At 69.1% G+C, this 15,844-nt stretch carries 20 protein-coding genes and 1 riboswitch; of the genes, 16 read left to right on the top strand and 4 right to left on the bottom strand.

The features are described 5' to 3' along the window. Positions 1–38 precede the first annotated feature (38 nt). A complete protein-coding gene (gene murB, locus AC6EKW_RS08910; protein ID WP_498514211.1) occupies positions 39–941 on the top strand; it encodes a UDP-N-acetylmuramate dehydrogenase in 903 nt (300 codons plus the stop codon). A 7-nt stretch (positions 942–948) separates the two neighbouring features. On the opposite strand, the gene AC6EKW_RS08905 is transcribed toward murB, so the two are convergent. After that, positions 949–2,448: a tRNA sulfurtransferase gene (locus AC6EKW_RS08905; protein ID WP_498514210.1), complete on the bottom strand. Its 1,500-nt coding sequence runs from the start codon at positions 2,446–2,448 to the stop codon at positions 949–951. A 114-nt stretch (positions 2,449–2,562) separates the two neighbouring features. Beyond that, positions 2,563–3,132, bottom strand: coding sequence for a LabA-like NYN domain-containing protein (locus AC6EKW_RS08900; protein ID WP_273886764.1), 570 nt, complete (start codon positions 3,130–3,132; stop codon positions 2,563–2,565). A 118-nt stretch (positions 3,133–3,250) separates the two neighbouring features. On the opposite strand from AC6EKW_RS08900, the gene AC6EKW_RS08895 reads away from it, so the two are divergent. The 4 genes from AC6EKW_RS08895 (at position 3,251) to AC6EKW_RS08880 (ending at position 6,775) form a co-directional block, all read left to right on the top strand. Next, a complete protein-coding gene (locus tag AC6EKW_RS08895) occupies positions 3,251–3,592 on the top strand; it encodes an STAS domain-containing protein (protein ID WP_273886765.1) in 342 nt (113 codons plus the stop codon). Between the two features lie 61 nt (positions 3,593–3,653). Continuing rightward, positions 3,654–5,177, top strand: a complete 1,524-nt coding sequence (locus AC6EKW_RS08890) for a tRNA nucleotidyltransferase/poly(A) polymerase-related protein (protein ID WP_273886766.1) — start codon at positions 3,654–3,656, stop codon at positions 5,175–5,177. Between the two features lie 4 nt (positions 5,178–5,181). Then, positions 5,182–6,057 carry a sulfurtransferase gene (locus tag AC6EKW_RS08885; RefSeq protein WP_273886802.1) on the top strand — a complete coding sequence of 292 codons (876 nt, stop codon included), beginning with the start codon at positions 5,182–5,184 and terminating at the stop codon, positions 6,055–6,057. Between the two features lie 46 nt (positions 6,058–6,103). Continuing rightward, positions 6,104–6,775, top strand: coding sequence for a class E sortase (locus tag AC6EKW_RS08880; protein WP_273886767.1), 672 nt, complete (start codon positions 6,104–6,106; stop codon positions 6,773–6,775). Here the strand turns inward: AC6EKW_RS08880 and AC6EKW_RS08875 are convergent. Continuing rightward, positions 6,772–7,485 (bottom strand): SDR family NAD(P)-dependent oxidoreductase, encoded by a 714-nt coding sequence (locus tag AC6EKW_RS08875; protein ID WP_498514209.1) that lies wholly within the window; start codon positions 7,483–7,485, stop codon positions 6,772–6,774. The two genes, AC6EKW_RS08880 and AC6EKW_RS08875, sit on opposite strands and share 4 nt — an antisense overlap. A 193-nt stretch (positions 7,486–7,678) precedes the next feature. Here AC6EKW_RS08875 and AC6EKW_RS08870 point away from each other — a divergent pair, with 193 nt between their 5' ends. The 11 genes from AC6EKW_RS08870 (at position 7,679) to AC6EKW_RS08820 (ending at position 15,163) form a co-directional block, all read left to right on the top strand. Beyond that, positions 7,679–8,431: a Crp/Fnr family transcriptional regulator gene (locus AC6EKW_RS08870; protein WP_273844143.1), complete on the top strand. Its 753-nt coding sequence runs from the start codon at positions 7,679–7,681 to the stop codon at positions 8,429–8,431. A 143-nt stretch (positions 8,432–8,574) separates the two neighbouring features. Next, positions 8,575–8,826: a ferredoxin family protein gene (locus AC6EKW_RS08865; RefSeq protein ID WP_337959008.1), complete on the top strand. Its 252-nt coding sequence runs from the start codon at positions 8,575–8,577 to the stop codon at positions 8,824–8,826. Between the two features lie 77 nt (positions 8,827–8,903). Further along, the gene (locus AC6EKW_RS08860; protein WP_498514208.1) at positions 8,904–9,464 is read left to right on the top strand and encodes an NUDIX hydrolase; all 561 of its coding nucleotides are present in this window, start codon (positions 8,904–8,906) and stop codon (positions 9,462–9,464) included. A gap of 6 nt (positions 9,465–9,470) precedes the next feature. After that, positions 9,471–9,572, top strand: a riboswitch (TPP riboswitch). Between the two features lie 16 nt (positions 9,573–9,588). Next, a complete protein-coding gene (thiT, locus tag AC6EKW_RS08855; protein ID WP_498514207.1) occupies positions 9,589–10,140 on the top strand; it encodes an energy-coupled thiamine transporter ThiT in 552 nt (183 codons plus the stop codon). A gap of 9 nt (positions 10,141–10,149) precedes the next feature. Continuing rightward, on the top strand, positions 10,150–10,941 hold the full coding sequence (gene thiD, locus AC6EKW_RS08850; protein ID WP_498514206.1) for a bifunctional hydroxymethylpyrimidine kinase/phosphomethylpyrimidine kinase: 792 nt from the start codon (positions 10,150–10,152) through the stop codon (positions 10,939–10,941). After that, a complete protein-coding gene (thiM, locus tag AC6EKW_RS08845) occupies positions 10,938–11,735 on the top strand; it encodes a hydroxyethylthiazole kinase (protein WP_498514205.1) in 798 nt (265 codons plus the stop codon). The genes thiD and thiM overlap by 4 nt, the downstream gene beginning before the upstream one ends. Further along, a complete protein-coding gene (locus AC6EKW_RS08840; RefSeq protein ID WP_498514204.1) occupies positions 11,732–12,472 on the top strand; it encodes a YqjF family protein in 741 nt (246 codons plus the stop codon). The genes thiM and AC6EKW_RS08840 overlap by 4 nt, the downstream gene beginning before the upstream one ends. Continuing rightward, positions 12,472–13,089: a thiamine phosphate synthase gene (gene thiE, locus AC6EKW_RS08835; RefSeq protein WP_498514203.1), complete on the top strand. Its 618-nt coding sequence runs from the start codon at positions 12,472–12,474 to the stop codon at positions 13,087–13,089. The genes AC6EKW_RS08840 and thiE overlap by 1 nt, the downstream gene beginning before the upstream one ends. Continuing rightward, entirely contained in the window at positions 13,086–13,970 is an 885-nt protein-coding gene (locus AC6EKW_RS08830) for an NUDIX hydrolase (RefSeq protein WP_498514202.1), read from the top strand. Before thiE ends, AC6EKW_RS08830 begins: the two co-directional genes overlap by 4 nt. After that, positions 13,967–14,899, top strand: a complete 933-nt coding sequence (thiL, locus tag AC6EKW_RS08825; RefSeq protein WP_498514201.1) for a thiamine-phosphate kinase — start codon at positions 13,967–13,969, stop codon at positions 14,897–14,899. The genes AC6EKW_RS08830 and thiL overlap by 4 nt, the downstream gene beginning before the upstream one ends. A gap of 63 nt (positions 14,900–14,962) precedes the next feature. Continuing rightward, positions 14,963–15,163: a ChaB family protein gene (locus AC6EKW_RS08820; protein WP_273844161.1), complete on the top strand. Its 201-nt coding sequence runs from the start codon at positions 14,963–14,965 to the stop codon at positions 15,161–15,163. 3 nt (positions 15,164–15,166) lie between these two features. Here the strand turns inward: AC6EKW_RS08820 and tenA are convergent, their stop codons facing one another. Next, entirely contained in the window at positions 15,167–15,844 is a 678-nt protein-coding gene (gene tenA / locus AC6EKW_RS08815; RefSeq protein ID WP_498514200.1) for a thiaminase II, read from the bottom strand.

Raw genomic sequence — 15,844 nt, 5'->3', positions numbered from 1 at the left:
ACATGCAGTCTTTCATCGCGTGATCTAATATTCCTTCCGTGCATAGCGGAACTTTACAACGGCTTTTCCCCGCGGCCAAGCTCGACGAACCCCTGAGACGGTACACCGCCTGGAAAATAGGCGGACCGGCCGATGCCCTCCTCGAGCCGCGCAGCGTCGAGGAGTTTCTCGAAGCGCTCGAAAGGGCGCGCGAACACGGCATCCCGGTGACGGTCCTCGGCGGCGGCACGAACGTCCTGGTGCGCGACGGCGGCGTCCGGGGGCTCGTCCTCAGGCTCGCCAAGTCGCTCGGCCGCGTCGAGGTCGACGGGGACGGGGTCGTCGCCGAGGCCGGGGTCCTCTACCCGGCGCTGGCGAACACGACGGCCGCGAGGGGTCTCGCGGGGCTGGAGTTCGCGACCGGCATCCCCGGCACCGTGGGCGGGGCGGTCTTCATGAATGCCGGAGCCTACGGGGGTGAGACGAAGGACGTGCTGGAGTGGGCGGAGGTCTACCGGCCGGGCGAGGGTGTGGTGCGGATGGATGCCCGCGAGCTCGACCTTTCCTACCGGCACAGCATCCTGCACGAACACCCCGACTGGGCCGTGCTGCGCGCCCGCTACAGGCTGCGCGAGGGCGACCCGGAGGAGCTGCGCGAGAGGATAAAGAGCTTCAGAACCCAGCGGATGAACGGCTCGCCAAACAAACCGAGTTGCGGCTCGACGTTCAAACGGCCGCCGGGCGACTTCCCGGGCCGGGTCATCGAGGCAGCCGGGCTCAAGGGGACGCGCATAGGCCAGATAGAGGTCTCGCCCGTACACGCCAACTACCTGGTCAACCACGGTGGGGGCTCTTCCGAGGACGCCCTGCGGCTCATCGAGCTCGTGCGCGAGACGGTGCGCGAGAGGCTCGGCATAGAGCTCGAGCAGGAGGTCCGTGTCATCGGGGAGCCCCCTTCCTAGGGAAGGTTCAGGAAGAGGCCGGCTGGCGCAGCCGGTCCACCCCACCCTCCAGGCTGTAGGCCCGGTAGCCGCGTTCGATCAGCTCGCGCGCCAGAAGTTCTGAGCGGCGGCCGCTGGCGCACACGAGCAGGTACTCGCGCGAGGGGTCGAGCCCGTCCAGCTCCTCCAGCGCGCGGGAGAAGGGGAGCCTGAGATCTCCCACCGGCTCTCCCTCCTCCGGCTCGCGCACGTCGACCACCAGGGCTCCCTCCGGGACCTCCTTCACCACGTAGTCCGGATCCTCTGCGGAAGGCTCCCAGCGCTTGATCCGCACCACGCGTCGGTTCTCGACCGCCCGGCGGAGCCAGGCATCGTCCACCTCCTGCCCGAGCGCGCCCTCCGCGGCCAGCACCTCTTCCGGGTTCGCCCGCGTCTCGACCGGTCCGGTCGCGATGGAGCAGTGCTCCTTGACCGCGGCGGAGACGTCGTGGGTGCCGATACGCCGGGCCTCGTCCATCGTCTCCTGCTTGTCCGAGCCGACGAGCGGCCTGAGGACGGGTATCTCGACGGCCTGCTCCGCGACCGCCAGGTTCCTCAGCGTCTGGGTGGAGACCTGCCCCAGGGACTCTCCTGTCACGAGCGCCTCGGAGCCCAGCTCCCGGGCCAGGATCTCCCCCGCCCGGTACATCGCGCGCTTGAGCAGGATCTGGCGCAGCCTGGGGTCGACGCGGCGCACCAGCGCCGAGACCACGGGCGCGAAGTCTACGACGTTGGCCCACATCTCACGCCCCGGCGACCACCCGAGCGCGAGCTCCTTCGCCACGGCGAGCGCCTGATCCACCTGGCCGCAGCCGCCCAGGTCGTAGACCACGAGGGCCACCCTGATCCCGCGACGCATCACCCGCCAGGTCGCGACGGGGGAGTCGAACCCGCCGGAGAACAGCGCCAGCGCCCTCCCGCCCGTGCCGAGCGGGAAACCACCCGGGCCCGGCGTCTCCTCGTCTATCACGAACGCCCTCTCCCGCGCGACCTCCAGGCGAACCTCGACCTCCGGTTCGTCGAGGTTCACGCCGGCCGAGAACGGGAGCAGCGCCGCACCGAGCTCGCGTCCGACGTCCTGGGAGGTGAACGGCGCCCGGCGCCTGCGCGCCCTCACGGCGAACTTCCGGCCGGCCACCCTCTCGCGGAACATCGGCGTCACCTTCGCCACGAGATCTTCGAGCGAGGCGTAGGGGACCTCGAGAACCTCCGCGACCGAGTAGACGCCGTAGACGCGCGCCAGCGTCCGCCGGGCCTCGTGTATGTCGTCGGCGTAGACCCTCACCCGGCTCCACTCCGCCTCCACGCGCGCCGCGACGCCGCGCTCGGCCAGCGCCGCCCGGATGTTCGAGACGAGCGCCCGCAGGAGCCTGCGGCGGGTGCGCGAGGATTTGGTGTAGAACTCGCCGCCCATGCGCACCAGAAGCCCGCGCCGCGTGCGCTCTTCCGTCATGATCCCGGATTCTCTGGTGTTTTTCGTCTCGATCATCTCCGTCGTGCTCCTCGCTGTGGTTTCACGGCTCGGTGATCGGAACCTGCAGGATGAGAGACCGCGTGGCGGCCCGTAGCCCGATAGTGTATCAGGGGTGGCTCCGGCGCCTCTCTACGCCCGTTCGGATTGGGGGATGGTCTTCTCCCGGAAGAGGTTCGGTATCTCCCCCAGGTCGGTGTGTCGGTCGCAGGCGTCGAGGAGCGCCTGCGAGGTGCACTGGGTGGCGCTTATGATCTCCACCCGGATGCCCCGTTCGCTCTGGAGGTACTCGACCGCCTCCAGGTAGTCACCGTCGCCGGAGACCAGCACGTAGGTGTCGGCGTAGTCCGCCAGCCTCACCATGTCCACCACTATGCCGATGTCCCAGTCCCCTTTGTGGGAGACGCTCCTCTCGCCCTCCGGGCTGAACGACTCGTGCAGGATCAGAGGCTTCGATCGCACCTTGTAGCCGAAACGGTTGAGGTTGTAGACGAAGGAGCGCGCCGAGGAGGAGCCCCCGTCCTCCGCGTCCTGCTTCTCGACCAGATAGAAGGTCGCCCGCACCAGCTTCCTGCCGGCGGTGGCCGCCTCCAGCAGCCGGCCGTAGTCCAGGATGCCGCTGTAGTAGTTCTTTATAGAGTGGTAGAGGTTGGCCCCGTCTACGAAGACCGCAACCCGCTCGGCTGTCTTGATTCCATCCATCGATACCAAATGTTACCAGAAAAAGCAGCATACCCCGGCGTCCGTGCGGATCGATAATTAATATAATGTCTTCTGCGGGTTTTGGAGTGTCGGAGAGTAGAGAGGCCGAGAAACCGGTATGGACTTCGAGGTGACGCTGGACGAACACGCCGCAGAGTACTCCGTCATCGCGGTGCGGGGCGAGGTCGACCTGCACACGGCGCCGAAGCTCGAGTACGCCATCGAGCGCGGGGCCAACGGCGGCGTGCGCGCCATCGTCCTCGACATAAGCGGGGTGGAGTTCATGGACTCCACGGCGCTCTCCACCTTCATGCGGGTGAACGACAGTCTGAAGGAGAAGGGGGTCGGGCTGCGGCTCGCCTCTCCCTCGAAGGCCGTCGAGCGTATCTTCGAGGTCACGGGCTTCGGAGATTACTTCGAGGTCTACCCCTCGCGCGAGGAGGCTATCTCCCGCAACTAGCCGCCTCCTCTGGACGCATCCAGCGGGCGTACTACAATCTCACGGGCTCACATCTATGACGTTGACCGACACTAAGAGGCTGGACATACCCGAACCCCTCGCCCGGCTGGGTGAGAGGTTCCGCGCTGCCGGTCACGAGCTCTTCCTCGTGGGAGGGTTCGTGCGCGAGGGGCTCACGGGCGAGGAGGTGCGGGAGGTCGATGCCACGACCGGTGCGCGCCCGCAGGAGATAAAGCGTCTCCTGAAGCCGCTCGCCCGGTCGCTGTGGACCGTCGGGGAGCGCTTCGGGACCATAGGCGGGACGGTGGACGGCTACGAGGTGGAGGTGACGACCTACCGCAGCGAGTCGTACACCGCCGGCGACCGTCACCCGGACGTCTCCTTCGGTGAGAGCCTCGAGGACGACCTCTCGCGGCGGGACTTCACCATGAACGCGGTAGCGGCCTCGACGCTCACCGGTGAGATCTTCGACCCGTTCGGCGGCAGGGAAGATCTCGAGCGCGGGATCATCCGCCCGGTCGGGGAGGTCATGGAGAGGATGCGCGAGGACCCTCTGCGGATGATGCGTGCCGTGCGCTTCCAGGCGACCCTGACCACGCCCGAGAAGCCCTTCGAGATGACCCCGGAACTGGAGGAGGCGATCCGCGAGAACGCCTCGTGGCTCGAGAGCATCTCGAAAGAACGCATTCGGGAGGAGTTCGAGAAGATCCTGCTCTCCAGAAACCCGGACCTCGGGGTGAGGACGCTGGTGAGGCTTCATCTCATGCCCTACGTGGTGCCAGAGTTCATGGAGACCGTGGACGTCGAGCAGGAGGCCGAATTCCACCACAAGGACGTCTTCGAGCACACCCTGATCGTGCTCAAGAATGTCGATCGCGACCCCATCCTGCGCAAGGCGGCGTTCTTTCACGACATCGGCAAGCCGCGCACGCTCGTCTACGAGCACCGCTGCACCTACTGCGGTGCGAGGAGCACGAAGAAGGATGCCGCCGAGGGCGAGTGCGAGCGCTGCGGCGGCAGGACGGTGCCGAGGAAGATCCACTTCTACGGCCACGAGAACGTCGGGGCCGGGATAGCCCGGAGGGCGATGCGGCGCCTGGCCTACCCGAAGGACGACGTCGACGCGGTGGCGCACCTCGTGGCGAACCACATGCGCCCGATGAGCTACGCCGCCGGGCGTGACCCCTGGACCGACTCGGCCGTCAGGCGTTTCATCCGCGACACCCATCTGGCACGGGGTGAGAAGGAGCTGACCAACGTGGACATGCTCCTGCGCCTGGCGCGGGCGGACATCACCGGCAGCGCCCCGCGCCGGCGGCGCATCGCCAAGGAGTCCTGGCGCTCGCTGCGCGAGCGGGTGGACGAGGTGCGCAGGAAGGACGAGATAGAGAAGCTCAAGAGCCCGCTCGACGGCAACGAGCTTATGGAGCACTTCGGGCGGGGGCCCGGGCCCTGGATCAAACCGATAAAAAACTACCTCGAGGGCGAGGTGATAGAGGGCCGGCTCGCCCAGGACGACAAGGAGCGGGCCTGGGAACTGGCCGAGCGCTTCGTCCGCGAGCACGGCATCCTGGACGAGGGGTAGCGTGATGGAGGATTTCGACAGCCTGGTCTCGACCGCCTGGCTCGCGGAGCACCTGGAGGAGCACGACCTGCGGGTTCTGGACGTCCGGGGTTACGTGAAGAAGACCGACCTCGGCGGTGGACGTCAGCGGGCCGAGTACCTCCCGGCGCACGAGGAGTACGAGGAGGCGCACATCCCCGGCTCCCTCTACGTCGACTGGACGGCCGATATCACGGACCCGGACGATCCCGTGCCGGTGCAGATCGCCCCTCCGGAGCGTTTCGCGGACCTGATGTCCTCGCTCGGCGTCGGGGAGGATACGCGTGTGGTGGCCTACGACCACACCGGGGGGCAGTTCGCCACCCGACTCTGGTGGGCGCTCGTCTACTACGGGCACGATGCGGTGGCGGTACTCGACGGCGGGTGGAGGAAGTGGGTCTCCGAGGGACGCCCGGTCACGGGCGAGGTGCCCCGGGTCGAGCCCGCCAGGTTCGTCCCGCGTCCGAGGCCGGAGTGGCGCAGGAGCGCGGAGGAGGTGCTGGAGGCGAGCCGGGGTGGGAGGGCCTTCATCCTCGACGCCCGCGACGAGGGACAGTACACGGGTGCGGTGCGCCGGGGGAGGCGCGGAGGACACATCCCCGGTGCGCGCAACCTGCACTCCGAGAGCCTCTTCGACCCCGGGAGCGGCACCTTCCTGTCGCAGGAGGAGCTGCGGGAGCGGGTGCGGAGAGCCGGGGTCCCCGAGGAGAAAGACGCGGAGGTCGTCGCCTACTGCAACGGCGGGGTCGCGGCGACCGTACCGCTCTTCGTTCTGCACCGGCTCGGCTACAGAAACCTCTCCAACTACGACGGCTCGTGGAACGAGTGGGGCGAGAGGGAGGATCTGCCCACCGAACCCTGATGGACGGCCGGTGCTAGAATCTCTGCGGTGGGCCGGCTGAGAAGGGGTGTTCCAGGCTCTGAAGCGTAAAGCGAGATCACGTATCAGGACCCTGCTCTCGCTGGTGGTGAGCCTCGTCATGGTGGCGGCCGGGCTCGCGCTCATCGGGTTCTTCTTCCTCGGGAGCAGGACCACCGATACCAACGGGGCCAACCCGGGCGGGTTCAACATCCCCCGCGTGGAGCCTTCGCAGGGCGGGCGAGTACCGAAGATCGCCCGGGTGCCGAAGAACGATACGCTGCGCCTGACGATCCCCGCGATGAGCCGGGTGAAGGACGCCGTGGTGCCTACGGTGCCGAGCGACGACGTGAAGGCCCTCAACAACCACGTCGCCATCCACCTCAAGGGCACGGGTTTCCCCTGGCAGAAGACCGCGAACGTCTACATCGCCGGACACCGCCTCGGTTACGTGGGAACCAAGAGCCTGCTCGCCTTCTACGACCTCGGGAGCCTGAAGAAGGGTGACAGGATCTACCTGACCGACTCGAGCGGCACCCGCTACACTTACAGGGTCTACAGAGAGTTCACCGTCTCGCCGACGGACCTGGGCGTCACACGGGCCATACCGGGTAGAAACATAGTCACCCTGCAGACCTGTACGCTCCCGGATTACTCGCACCGTCTGATCGTGCGGGGGAAGCTCGTCTCGGTGAAGGAGGGGGCGGGGAGCACCTCCTAACCCCGCCTCGCGAACTGCTGTGCCTTGAAGCGCTGACCGGTTGTCCCGGCGGATTCCTCGGAGGCCAGATAGAGGAAGACGGCGGTGTTCTCCTCCGGGGTGATGAGGGTCATCGGGTCCTCCTCCGGGTAGGCCGCGGCGCGCATCTCCGTGCGCATCCCTCCGGGGTCCACGGAGTTGACGCGCACTCCCCTGTCCGCGAGCTCCCCGGCGAGGATCTGGGTGAGCCCTTCGAGGCCGAACTTGCTCACCGAGTAGGCCCCCCACTCGGGCCGTCCCTCGATGCTCACCCCGCTCACCACGTTGATGATCGAAGCCCCTTCGGAGAGGTGCGGGATCGCGGCCTTGCACAGCAGGAACGGCCCGGTCAGGTTGACGTCGAGCACCCGTCGCCACTCCTCTTCCGGGTAGTCCTCTATACGTACCCGCGGACCGAGGATGCCGGCGTTGTTGACGAGCACGTCTATCCTACCGAAACGCCCGATTGCCGCGTCCACGAGCCGACGCGCCCCCTCGGCGGTGGAGACGTCCGCCGCGACGGATTCCACCCCGGCGCCGAACCTGCCGGCCTCTTCGGCGACGGTGCGCAGACCCTCCTCACCGCGGGAGTTGAGCACGAGACTCGCCCCCTCCCGGGCGAAAGCCAGCGCGAGCGCGCGCCCGAGCCCCCTGCTGGCGCCGGTTACGATGGCTACCTTTCCTTCGAGCATCCTGCGATCAGCCTCCTTCCCAGGGCTGTTCAAGACGAGTTGCCAGGTAAGCTTATCCGAAAAGCGCGCCGGGAAAACCCTGCGCCTCGAACGCCGTAAGCCACTCCATCGGCATGTTCTCTCTGCAGAGAGCCGCCACTTGGCGTATAAATGGGGAAGATGGGAGCGCGGGTCGAGACAGGAAGGGCCAGACTTGTACGGTGAGAACGCACCGCCATCCTGGGCGCGGCTGCCCGGGGCCAGATGCCGGGCGGTAGAGCACCTCTCCAAGCTCGAAGGGCTGCAGGAGTTCGAGGTCTTCGAGGGGCTCGGCGAGGAGTTCTTCCAGGCGCTCGCCATCTCGGCGGCCGTCCTCGAGATAGCGGCCGGAACCGCCCTCTACCGGGAGGGAGAGCCCTCTGGGGCGGTGTACTTCATGCGCGAAGGGCGGGTCAAGATCTATCGCTCCTCCGGCGGGCCCAAAAACCGCGACCAGATCCTCGGCGTCTTCGGCGACGGCGCGATCCTGGGGCTCGCCTCCGCGCTCGAGGGGCAGCCCCAGAGCCATGGGGCCACAGCCCTCACCGACTGCGTGCTCTACGGCGTCTTCCGGGAGGATCTCCTGGAGATAATGGAGCGCTTCCCAGCCGGGGCGGTGCGCCTCTCCCGCGTGCTCGCAGCCCGCAGCCGGGAGCTCGAAGACCTCGTCGGGGACCTCGTCTTCCACAGCGCCCCCCAGCGGGTCGCGCGCATGCTGCTCGACCTCGCCGCCGAGGAGGGGCGGGTGACCAGGAGGGGCGTCGTGTTCTCACCCTCCCTCTCCCGGCAGGAGATGGCCGAGGCGACCGGCATCTCCCGCGAGGCGCTCTCCAGGACCCTCTCCCGCCTCGCCTCCGAAGGCATCCTGGAGCTGGACAGCAAGTCCATAACCATCCTCAAACCCGCGGAGCTGCGCGCCCGGACCTGATTTGATCTGGGTCACACGAAGTCATGACCGGCATCATGACCTCCGATGATGGCGATCAACGCCGGGTTTCTGCTCCCTTCCGGGGTTGATATAAAGCCGAAAGCACAGAAGAAACGGGAGGCTCTCCAAGAGGAGGAAGTGGTTTGGCCTACGTGATCACGGAGCCGTGCATCGGCGAGAAGAACCAGAGCTGTGTCGAGGTCTGTCCGGTCGACTGCATCTACGACGGTGGGGATCAGTTCCTGATCAACCCGGAGGAGTGCATCGACTGCGGGGCGTGCGAGCCGGAGTGCCCGGTCGAGGCGATCTTCCCGGAGGACGAGGTCCCCGAGGACATGCAGAGCTACATAACCAAGGCCCAGGAGTACGACTTCTCCGGCCAGGAGCCCGGCTGAGCCGGCAGGCCGGAGAGTACGTCACCGCGAGACCCCGCCCGTTCCGGGCGGGGTCTTCGTCTATACTCTCCCTCCGTATGACCGATGGGAGCTGGAGCACGCTCGCGAGCCGCTACGTCTACCGCAACCGCTGGTGTGCCCTGCGGGTGGACGAGGTGAGGCTGCCCGACGGAGCGACGATAGACTACTGCGTGCTCGAGAGCGGCGGGTTCGCCTCGGTGGTGCCGCTCACGGACGACGGCGGCGTGGTGCTCGTGCGTCAGTGGCGGCAGCCGCTCGGTCGGTTCACGCTGGAGCTGCCGAGCGGAGCGGTGGACGCCGGGGAGGATCCCGGGGAGGCTGCCCGGCGGGAGCTTTTCGAGGAGACGGGATACCGGGCCGAGAGGCTGGAGCGCCTCGTCTCCGTGCACACGAGCACCGGGCGCACCGACGAGGTCTGCCACCTCTTCCGCTGCCGGGCGCTGCCGGACGAGAGGGGGCCGGCTCCCGAGCCCACGGAGTTTTTGCGCTCCGTAGTGGTGCCGCTCGGCGAGGCGCTGGAGAAGATCGCCGCCGGTGAGATAACCGACGCCGCCACCGTCCTCGGGATCTCGTGGGTCGCCGGAGGTTGTGGGGTGCACGGTGGTGGGGTAGAGTAGCACGAGGAACGAGTACCGGGGAGCCGCGAGGCTGAGAGGGCGCGGACGCGCCGACCCGTCGAACCTGATCCGGGTAATGCCGGCGCAGGGAGAGAAGCCTGGCGCACCCCGTGAGAGGAGGGCCGTGAGCGGGTTCAGGGACACGAGGGTGCTCACCGAGGCGGCGCTGGCGGTGGCGCTCGCGTTCGTGCTGGGGCTGGTGAAACTCTTCAGGATGCCGGAGGGCGGTTCGATCTCTTTCGAGATGATCCCGCTGGTCCTGCTCGCGCTGCGTCAGGGCCCCGGCGTCGGGGCGGTTGCGGGCGCGGCGTACGGCATCCTCGACCTGATCCTGGACCCCTACGTCCTCAACCCGGTGCAGGTGCTCTTCGACTACCCGCTCCCCTTCGCCGCGATGGGGCTCGCCGGGCTCTTCCGGCCCACCCCGCGCGGGGCGGTGCTCGGCACGGTGGCGGCGGTGGCCGGGCGCTTCGTCTGCCACTTCATAAGCGGGGTCGCCTTCTTCGCCTCCTACGCCCCTAAGGGCTGGAACCCATACCTCTACTCCGCCGCGTACAACGCCGGGTATTTGGTGCCGAGTCTCCTGATCACGCTCGCCGTCGTGGTCGTGCTGCTGCGGGCGCTCGGGGCAGCGCGGCCCTCGCGGCGGCAGCTGGAGTTGTCGAGGCATGCTTAGGGAGGAGAGATGAAGACCGCGCTCAGCATAGCCGGGAGCGACTCCGGAGGTGGGGCGGGCATCCAGGCGGACATCAAGGCCTTCGCCCGCTGCGGGGTGCACGGAACCACCGCGATAGTCGCGATCACGGCTCAGAACACCGTCGGGGTGAGCAACATATTCGCGCTGCCGACGCAGGTGGTGATCGAGCAGATCGAGGCGGTCGTCTCGGACATCGGGGCGGACGCGGTGAAGACCGGGATGCTCTTCAACGCCGAGATCGTCTCGGCCGTGGCGGGGGCGATCCGGCGGCTGGGGCTCAAGAACGTCGTCGTGGATCCGGTGATGGTCGCCGAGAGCGGGGCCACGCTGCTCGAACCGGAGGCCGTGGACGCCTACCGCGAGGAGCTCCTGCCCCTCGCCGACGTCATCACCCCGAACCTCGACGAGGCGTTCGTCCTCGCCGGGCGGAAGAAAGACCCGGAGGAGGTCCACGGGTGCGCACGCGACCTCGCGGAGCTGGGGCCGGGGGCGGTGATCATCACCGGCGGGCACCGCGCTTCCGGTGCGGACCTGCTCTACGACGGCGAGCATTTCGTGGAGATAGAAGGCCCGGTGCACGAGAGTGGGGCGACCCACGGCTCCGGCTGCACCCACTCCTCGGCCCTGGCCGCCTTCCTCGCGCGCGGCTTCGGCCTCGAGAAGGCGGCCCGGAGGGCACGCGCCATCGCCTCCGAGGCCGTCGAGTACGGTCTCACGGGGATAGGCCGCGGGGCGGGACCGGTGAACGTGCTCGGGCCGCTCATGGAGGGGGAGGGATGAGAGCGGAGGAGGTCCTGCGCAGGATCGGGGACGAGAAGCCCCTCGTCCACCACCTGACCAACTACGTCACGGTCAACCTGGTCGCGAACGTGACCCTTTGCACCGGGGCGCTGCCGGTGATGGCGCATGCCGTGGAGGAGGTCGAGGAGATGGTCGCCTCCGCCAGCGCGCTCGTAATCAACATGGGCACGCTCGATCCGCAGTGGATAGAGGCGATGCTCCGGGCGGGGAAGGAGGCCAACCGGCGCGGGGTGCCGGTCGTCTTCGATCCGGTGGGTGCCGGGGCGACCTCATTCCGCTCCCGGATGGCGCACAGGCTCCTCTCAGAGGTGGAGATTGTCGCCGTCTGCGGCAACGCCGGGGAGATAGCGACCCTCGCCGGGCTCGAGGCCGAGGTTCGCGGGGTCGAGAGCCTCTCCGGGGACGCGAAGGAGGCCGTCCGCGGGGCCGCCCGCGCGCTCGGCACGACGGTGGCCGCGACCGGCCCCACCGACTACGTGAGCGACGGGGGACGGATGCTCGCCGTCTCGAACGGGCACCCCTTGATGGGGCGGGTCGTGGGGAGCGGCTGCGCCTCGACCGCGGTCATCGGGTGCTTCGCCGCCGCGGGTGGGGGAGATGTGGAGACGGTCGCGGGGGCGCTGGCTTTCTTCGGGCTCGCGGGGGAGGCCGCCGCGCCGCTCGCCGACGGGCCCGGCACCTTCGAGCCGCGCCTGCTCGACGCGATAGCTTCGCTCGCGGGGAATCCGGAGGGTCTGGAGGGCAGGCTGCGCGTGGAGGAGGTTTCGGCTTGAGCGCCCGGGCGGTGGTGCGTGCCCCGGTGGTCCCGCGTGGTCCGTGGGCGCTCTCGATGCGCTGGCACGACCTGCTGTTCATGCACTGGCCGGTGCCGGAGGAGGTGCTGCGTCCCATGATCCCCGGCTCCCTCGCGGTGGATACCTTCGGGGGGAGTGCCTGGCTCGGGGTGGTTCCTTTCCGGATGAGCGGGGTGCGTCCGCGCCCGTTGCCGGCCGTGGAACATATCTCCGACTTCCCGGAGATCAATTTGCGCACCTACGTCGTCGGTGCGGACGGAGAAGCTGGGGTGTGGTTCTTCAGCCTGGACGCGGCGAGCCGGCTCGCCGTACGCCTGGCGAGAACCTTCTACGGCCTGCCGTACTTCGACGCCCGCATGTCCTGCCACCCGGAGGGCGGGTGGGTCCGCTACGAGAGCGTCCGCACCCACCGGGGGGCACCTCCTGCGCGCTTCGCCGGGCGCTACCGCCCGAGGGGGTCGGTCTTCGAGGCCACCCCCGGCTCGCTCGAGGACTTTCTCACCGGCCGCTACCTGCTGTACTCCGCGGGGAGGGGCGGGAGGCTGATGCGCGCCGCGATCCGGCACCGCCCCTGGCCGCTGCAGCCCGCCGAGATCGACGTGGACCGGTTGGAGATGACCTCCCAGGTGGGGCTCGAGGAGCCTTCCGGGGAGCCGCTTTTGCACTTCGCCAGATACCTGGAGGTCGTCGCCTGGTTTCCGGAGGAGGTGGGGTGATGAAGGAGAGGCTCGGATCCGCGCGTCTTCTGCTCGTGACCGCGCCGCGCGAGGATCTCGTCGAGCGGGTCGGGGCCGCCCTGCGCGGCGGGGTGGACATCGTGCAGCTTCGGGACAAGGAGGCCTCCCGGGAGGAGCTCCTCCCGCTCGCGCTCGAGCTGAAGGAGCTCTGCGAGCGGGCCGGGGCGATCTTCACGGTCAACGACGACGTGGAGCTCGCCCGCGAGAGCGGCGCGCACGGGGTGCACCTGGGGCAGGAGGACGCCCCGATCTCCGAGGCCCGCCGCGTGCTCGGGGAGGCGGCGATCGTCGGGCGCTCGGCCGGGAGCCTCGAGGAAGCCAGGGAGGCCGTCGAGGAGGGCGCGGACTACCTGGGGGTCGGTGCGGTCTACGCCACCCCGACCAAGCCGGAGGGCGAGGTCGCCGGGCTGGAGCTCGTGAGGAGGCTCGCCGGCGAGGGGCTTCCGGTGCCCTGGTTCGCCATCGGCGGTGTGACGCTCGAGACCGCGCCCGAGGTAGCGGAGGCCGGTGCGCCCGGCTTCGCAGTCGTCCGGGCCCTGATGGACGCCGAAGATCCCGAGGCGGCCGCCCGCGAGCTGCGCTCGCTCCTCCCATGATGGTGCGGGCGAACCTGGCCGCCGGGATCCTGCCGGTCCGCCGCGACGGTCGGGTGCTCCTGTTACTGCGCCCGGCCACCGGGACCTGGGAGCCGCCGGCCGGGAGGCTCCAACCCGGCGAGACCTTCGAGCAGGGGGCGGTGCGCGAGGTCTACGAGGAGACGGGGCTCCTCGTCGCCCCGCAGATGATGCTCGCGACGTGGGTCGGGACCCGCGCGGACGGCGAGCCGCTCGCGAGCGTCACCTACGCCGGCCGGGTCGGGGAGGAGGAACCACGGATCACGCCCGAACACTCCGGCGCCCGGTGGTTCACCGTCGAGGAGTGGCTCGATGTCCCGAGCTGGTGGTCGCGCGAGGACATCCTGAGGGTCCCGGAGATCCTCCGGGCGCTGCCGGGGGAGCCCTCCCCCGCCCCTCCGCCGCCGCGGGAGACCGTCGAAGGGGTGGTGAGCGCGCATCTGGGCGCCGGGGCGGTGCTCGTCGATCTCTCGGGAGAAGAGCCGCGGGCGCTCCTGCTGCGGCGCAGGAAGCCTCCGGTGGGTCTCTGGGAGAACCCCGGCGGGGCGCTCGAGCCGGGGGAGGACTTCGTAGCCTGCGCCCGCCGCGAGCTCCACGAGGAGACCGGCATCCGCGCCGAGCCCGAGCTGCCGTGGTGGGCGCGGGTCGAGCCCTGGCGCTCCCCGGACGATCCGGAACTCTACGCGGGGGTCGGGTTTCTGGCCCGTCACCCCGGCGGGGAGATCACCCCGGAGGCCGGCGCGCATGACGCCTGCCGCTGGGTCACCGAAGAGGAGTGGCGTTCTCTGCGCACCTGGTACACGGAGCGGGAGTCCGATGCGCTCTGGTGGGCCGTGCGGCACCTCCTGCGGGAGCGGGGATGAACGAGTTCGAGCTCATAGAGAGCATCGCCGCCCGGCTCGGCGCGCGGCCCGGGGAGGTCGAGGTCCCGCTCGGGGACGACTGCGCGGTGGTGCGTCTCGGGGGGTCTCGCTGGGCGCTCGCCTCCGACATGCTCGTCTTCGGGCACCACTTCAAGGGGTGGGCCGCCCCGGAGGACGTCGGCTACAAGGCGGTCGCGGTCAACGTCTCGGACGTGGCGGCGATGGGCGGGGAGCCGCGCTTCATCCTCGTCTCCGGCGGGGCGCCGGACTCCGGGGTGGTGCTCGGCTGCATGGAGGGCGTGCTCGCCGCCTGCGAGAAGTTCGGGGTCTACCCTTTGGGCGGCGATACGACTGCGGCCGATGCGCTCACGGTGGACGTGGCGGTGGTGGGGGAGCTTCCGGACCCGCCGGTGTTGCGCTCCGGGGCGCGCCCCGGAGACCTTCTCGCGGTGACCGGGGAGCTCGGGGCCTCCGCGGCGGGGTTCCTCGCGCTCGAGGGCGGGAAGAGGGAGCCGGAGCGGCTCGTGCGGCGCCACCTCAGGCCAGAGCCACGGGTCGAAGCCGGCCGGCTCGCCTCCCGCCTCGGGGCGCACGCGATGATAGACCTCTCCGACGGGCTCGCCTCCGACGTGCGGCACGTCTGCCGGAGGAGCGGGGTCGGGTGCCGGGTGGAGCTGGAGAGGCTCCCCGTCTCGGGGGACGTGCGCGAGCTGGCCGAATCGTTCGGGCGCGACCCGGAGGTTCTCGCTGCGACGGGGGGTGAGGATTACGAGCTTCTCATCGCCGCGCCGGAACGGGTGCTGGAGGAACTCTCCTCCGCCTCGGAGGTGCCGGTGAGCGTGGTCGGGGAGGTCGTCGAGGAGGGGGTGAGCTTCATCAGGAGAGGGGAGCCCGTGGAGGGGCTCTCCGGGTGGGACCACTTCGGGTAGGATTGGATCTCTTCTTCGCGGGTAGAAGAGATGGTGTCCCTGCAGGCGAGGAGGAGACGGAAGATGCCCTACGAGAGGATCACGGACCTGCCCGAGAGCGTGAGGAGCAACCTCCCGAAGCACGCGCAGGAGATCTACAAGGAGGCGTTCAACTCGGCCGAGGAGCAATACGGCGAGGAGAGCCGGGCGCACCGGGTGGCCTGGAGCGCCGTGGAGCAGAAGTACGAGAAGAACGAGCGGGGAGAGTGGGTGGAGAAGGGCTAGCCCCTACACCGGCCAGCCCTCGAGCCGCCAGGCCGCATCCCAGAACATCCACTCGTAGCGGCTGGTCGTCACGAAGGCCTCTCTGACCGCCGCCAGCCGCTCCGGGCTCAGCCCCTCGCAGACGCGATCGGTCAGGTCGAGCACGGCCGCGACCAGCTCCCCGAAGTCCTCCCCGCCGTAGGTCTCGATCCAGCGGCGGTAGAGCCGGTTCGGCGAGCCCCTCTCGAGCAGGGAGCCTCCGACTTCGGCGTAGATCCAGTAGCAGGGCAGGATCGCACCGAGGACCTCGGGGTAGTCGCCGAGCGAGGCGACGCGCAGCAGGTAGCTCGTGTAGGCGAGGTTCGTGGGGGAGAGGGGTGTCTCGTCGAGCTCTTTTTCGGAGACGCCGAGATCCCGGAAGAACCCTTCGTGCAGGCTCCGCTCGACGGTTATCGCGCCGGTCGCGTGCTCGCCGAACATCACCAGGGCGTCCTCGTCGGGGGAGCGCACCCCGGCGAGGGCGAGGGCGCGGGCGTAGTCGCGCAGGTAGAGGGCGTCCTGTATCACGTAGTGGCGGAAGCGCTCCTCGGTGAGGGTCCCGTCGGTGAGCCCTCCGATGAACGGGTGGGCGAGGATGGCGGCGTAGATGTCCTTGATCGAACGCCAGAGCTCCGCGGTGAAGCCCCGTTCCTTCGCCGCCAT

It is taken from the genome of Rubrobacter sp. M3-4 (genome assembly GCF_059772285.1).
This window is presented reverse-complemented; position numbering and strand designations above follow the sequence as displayed.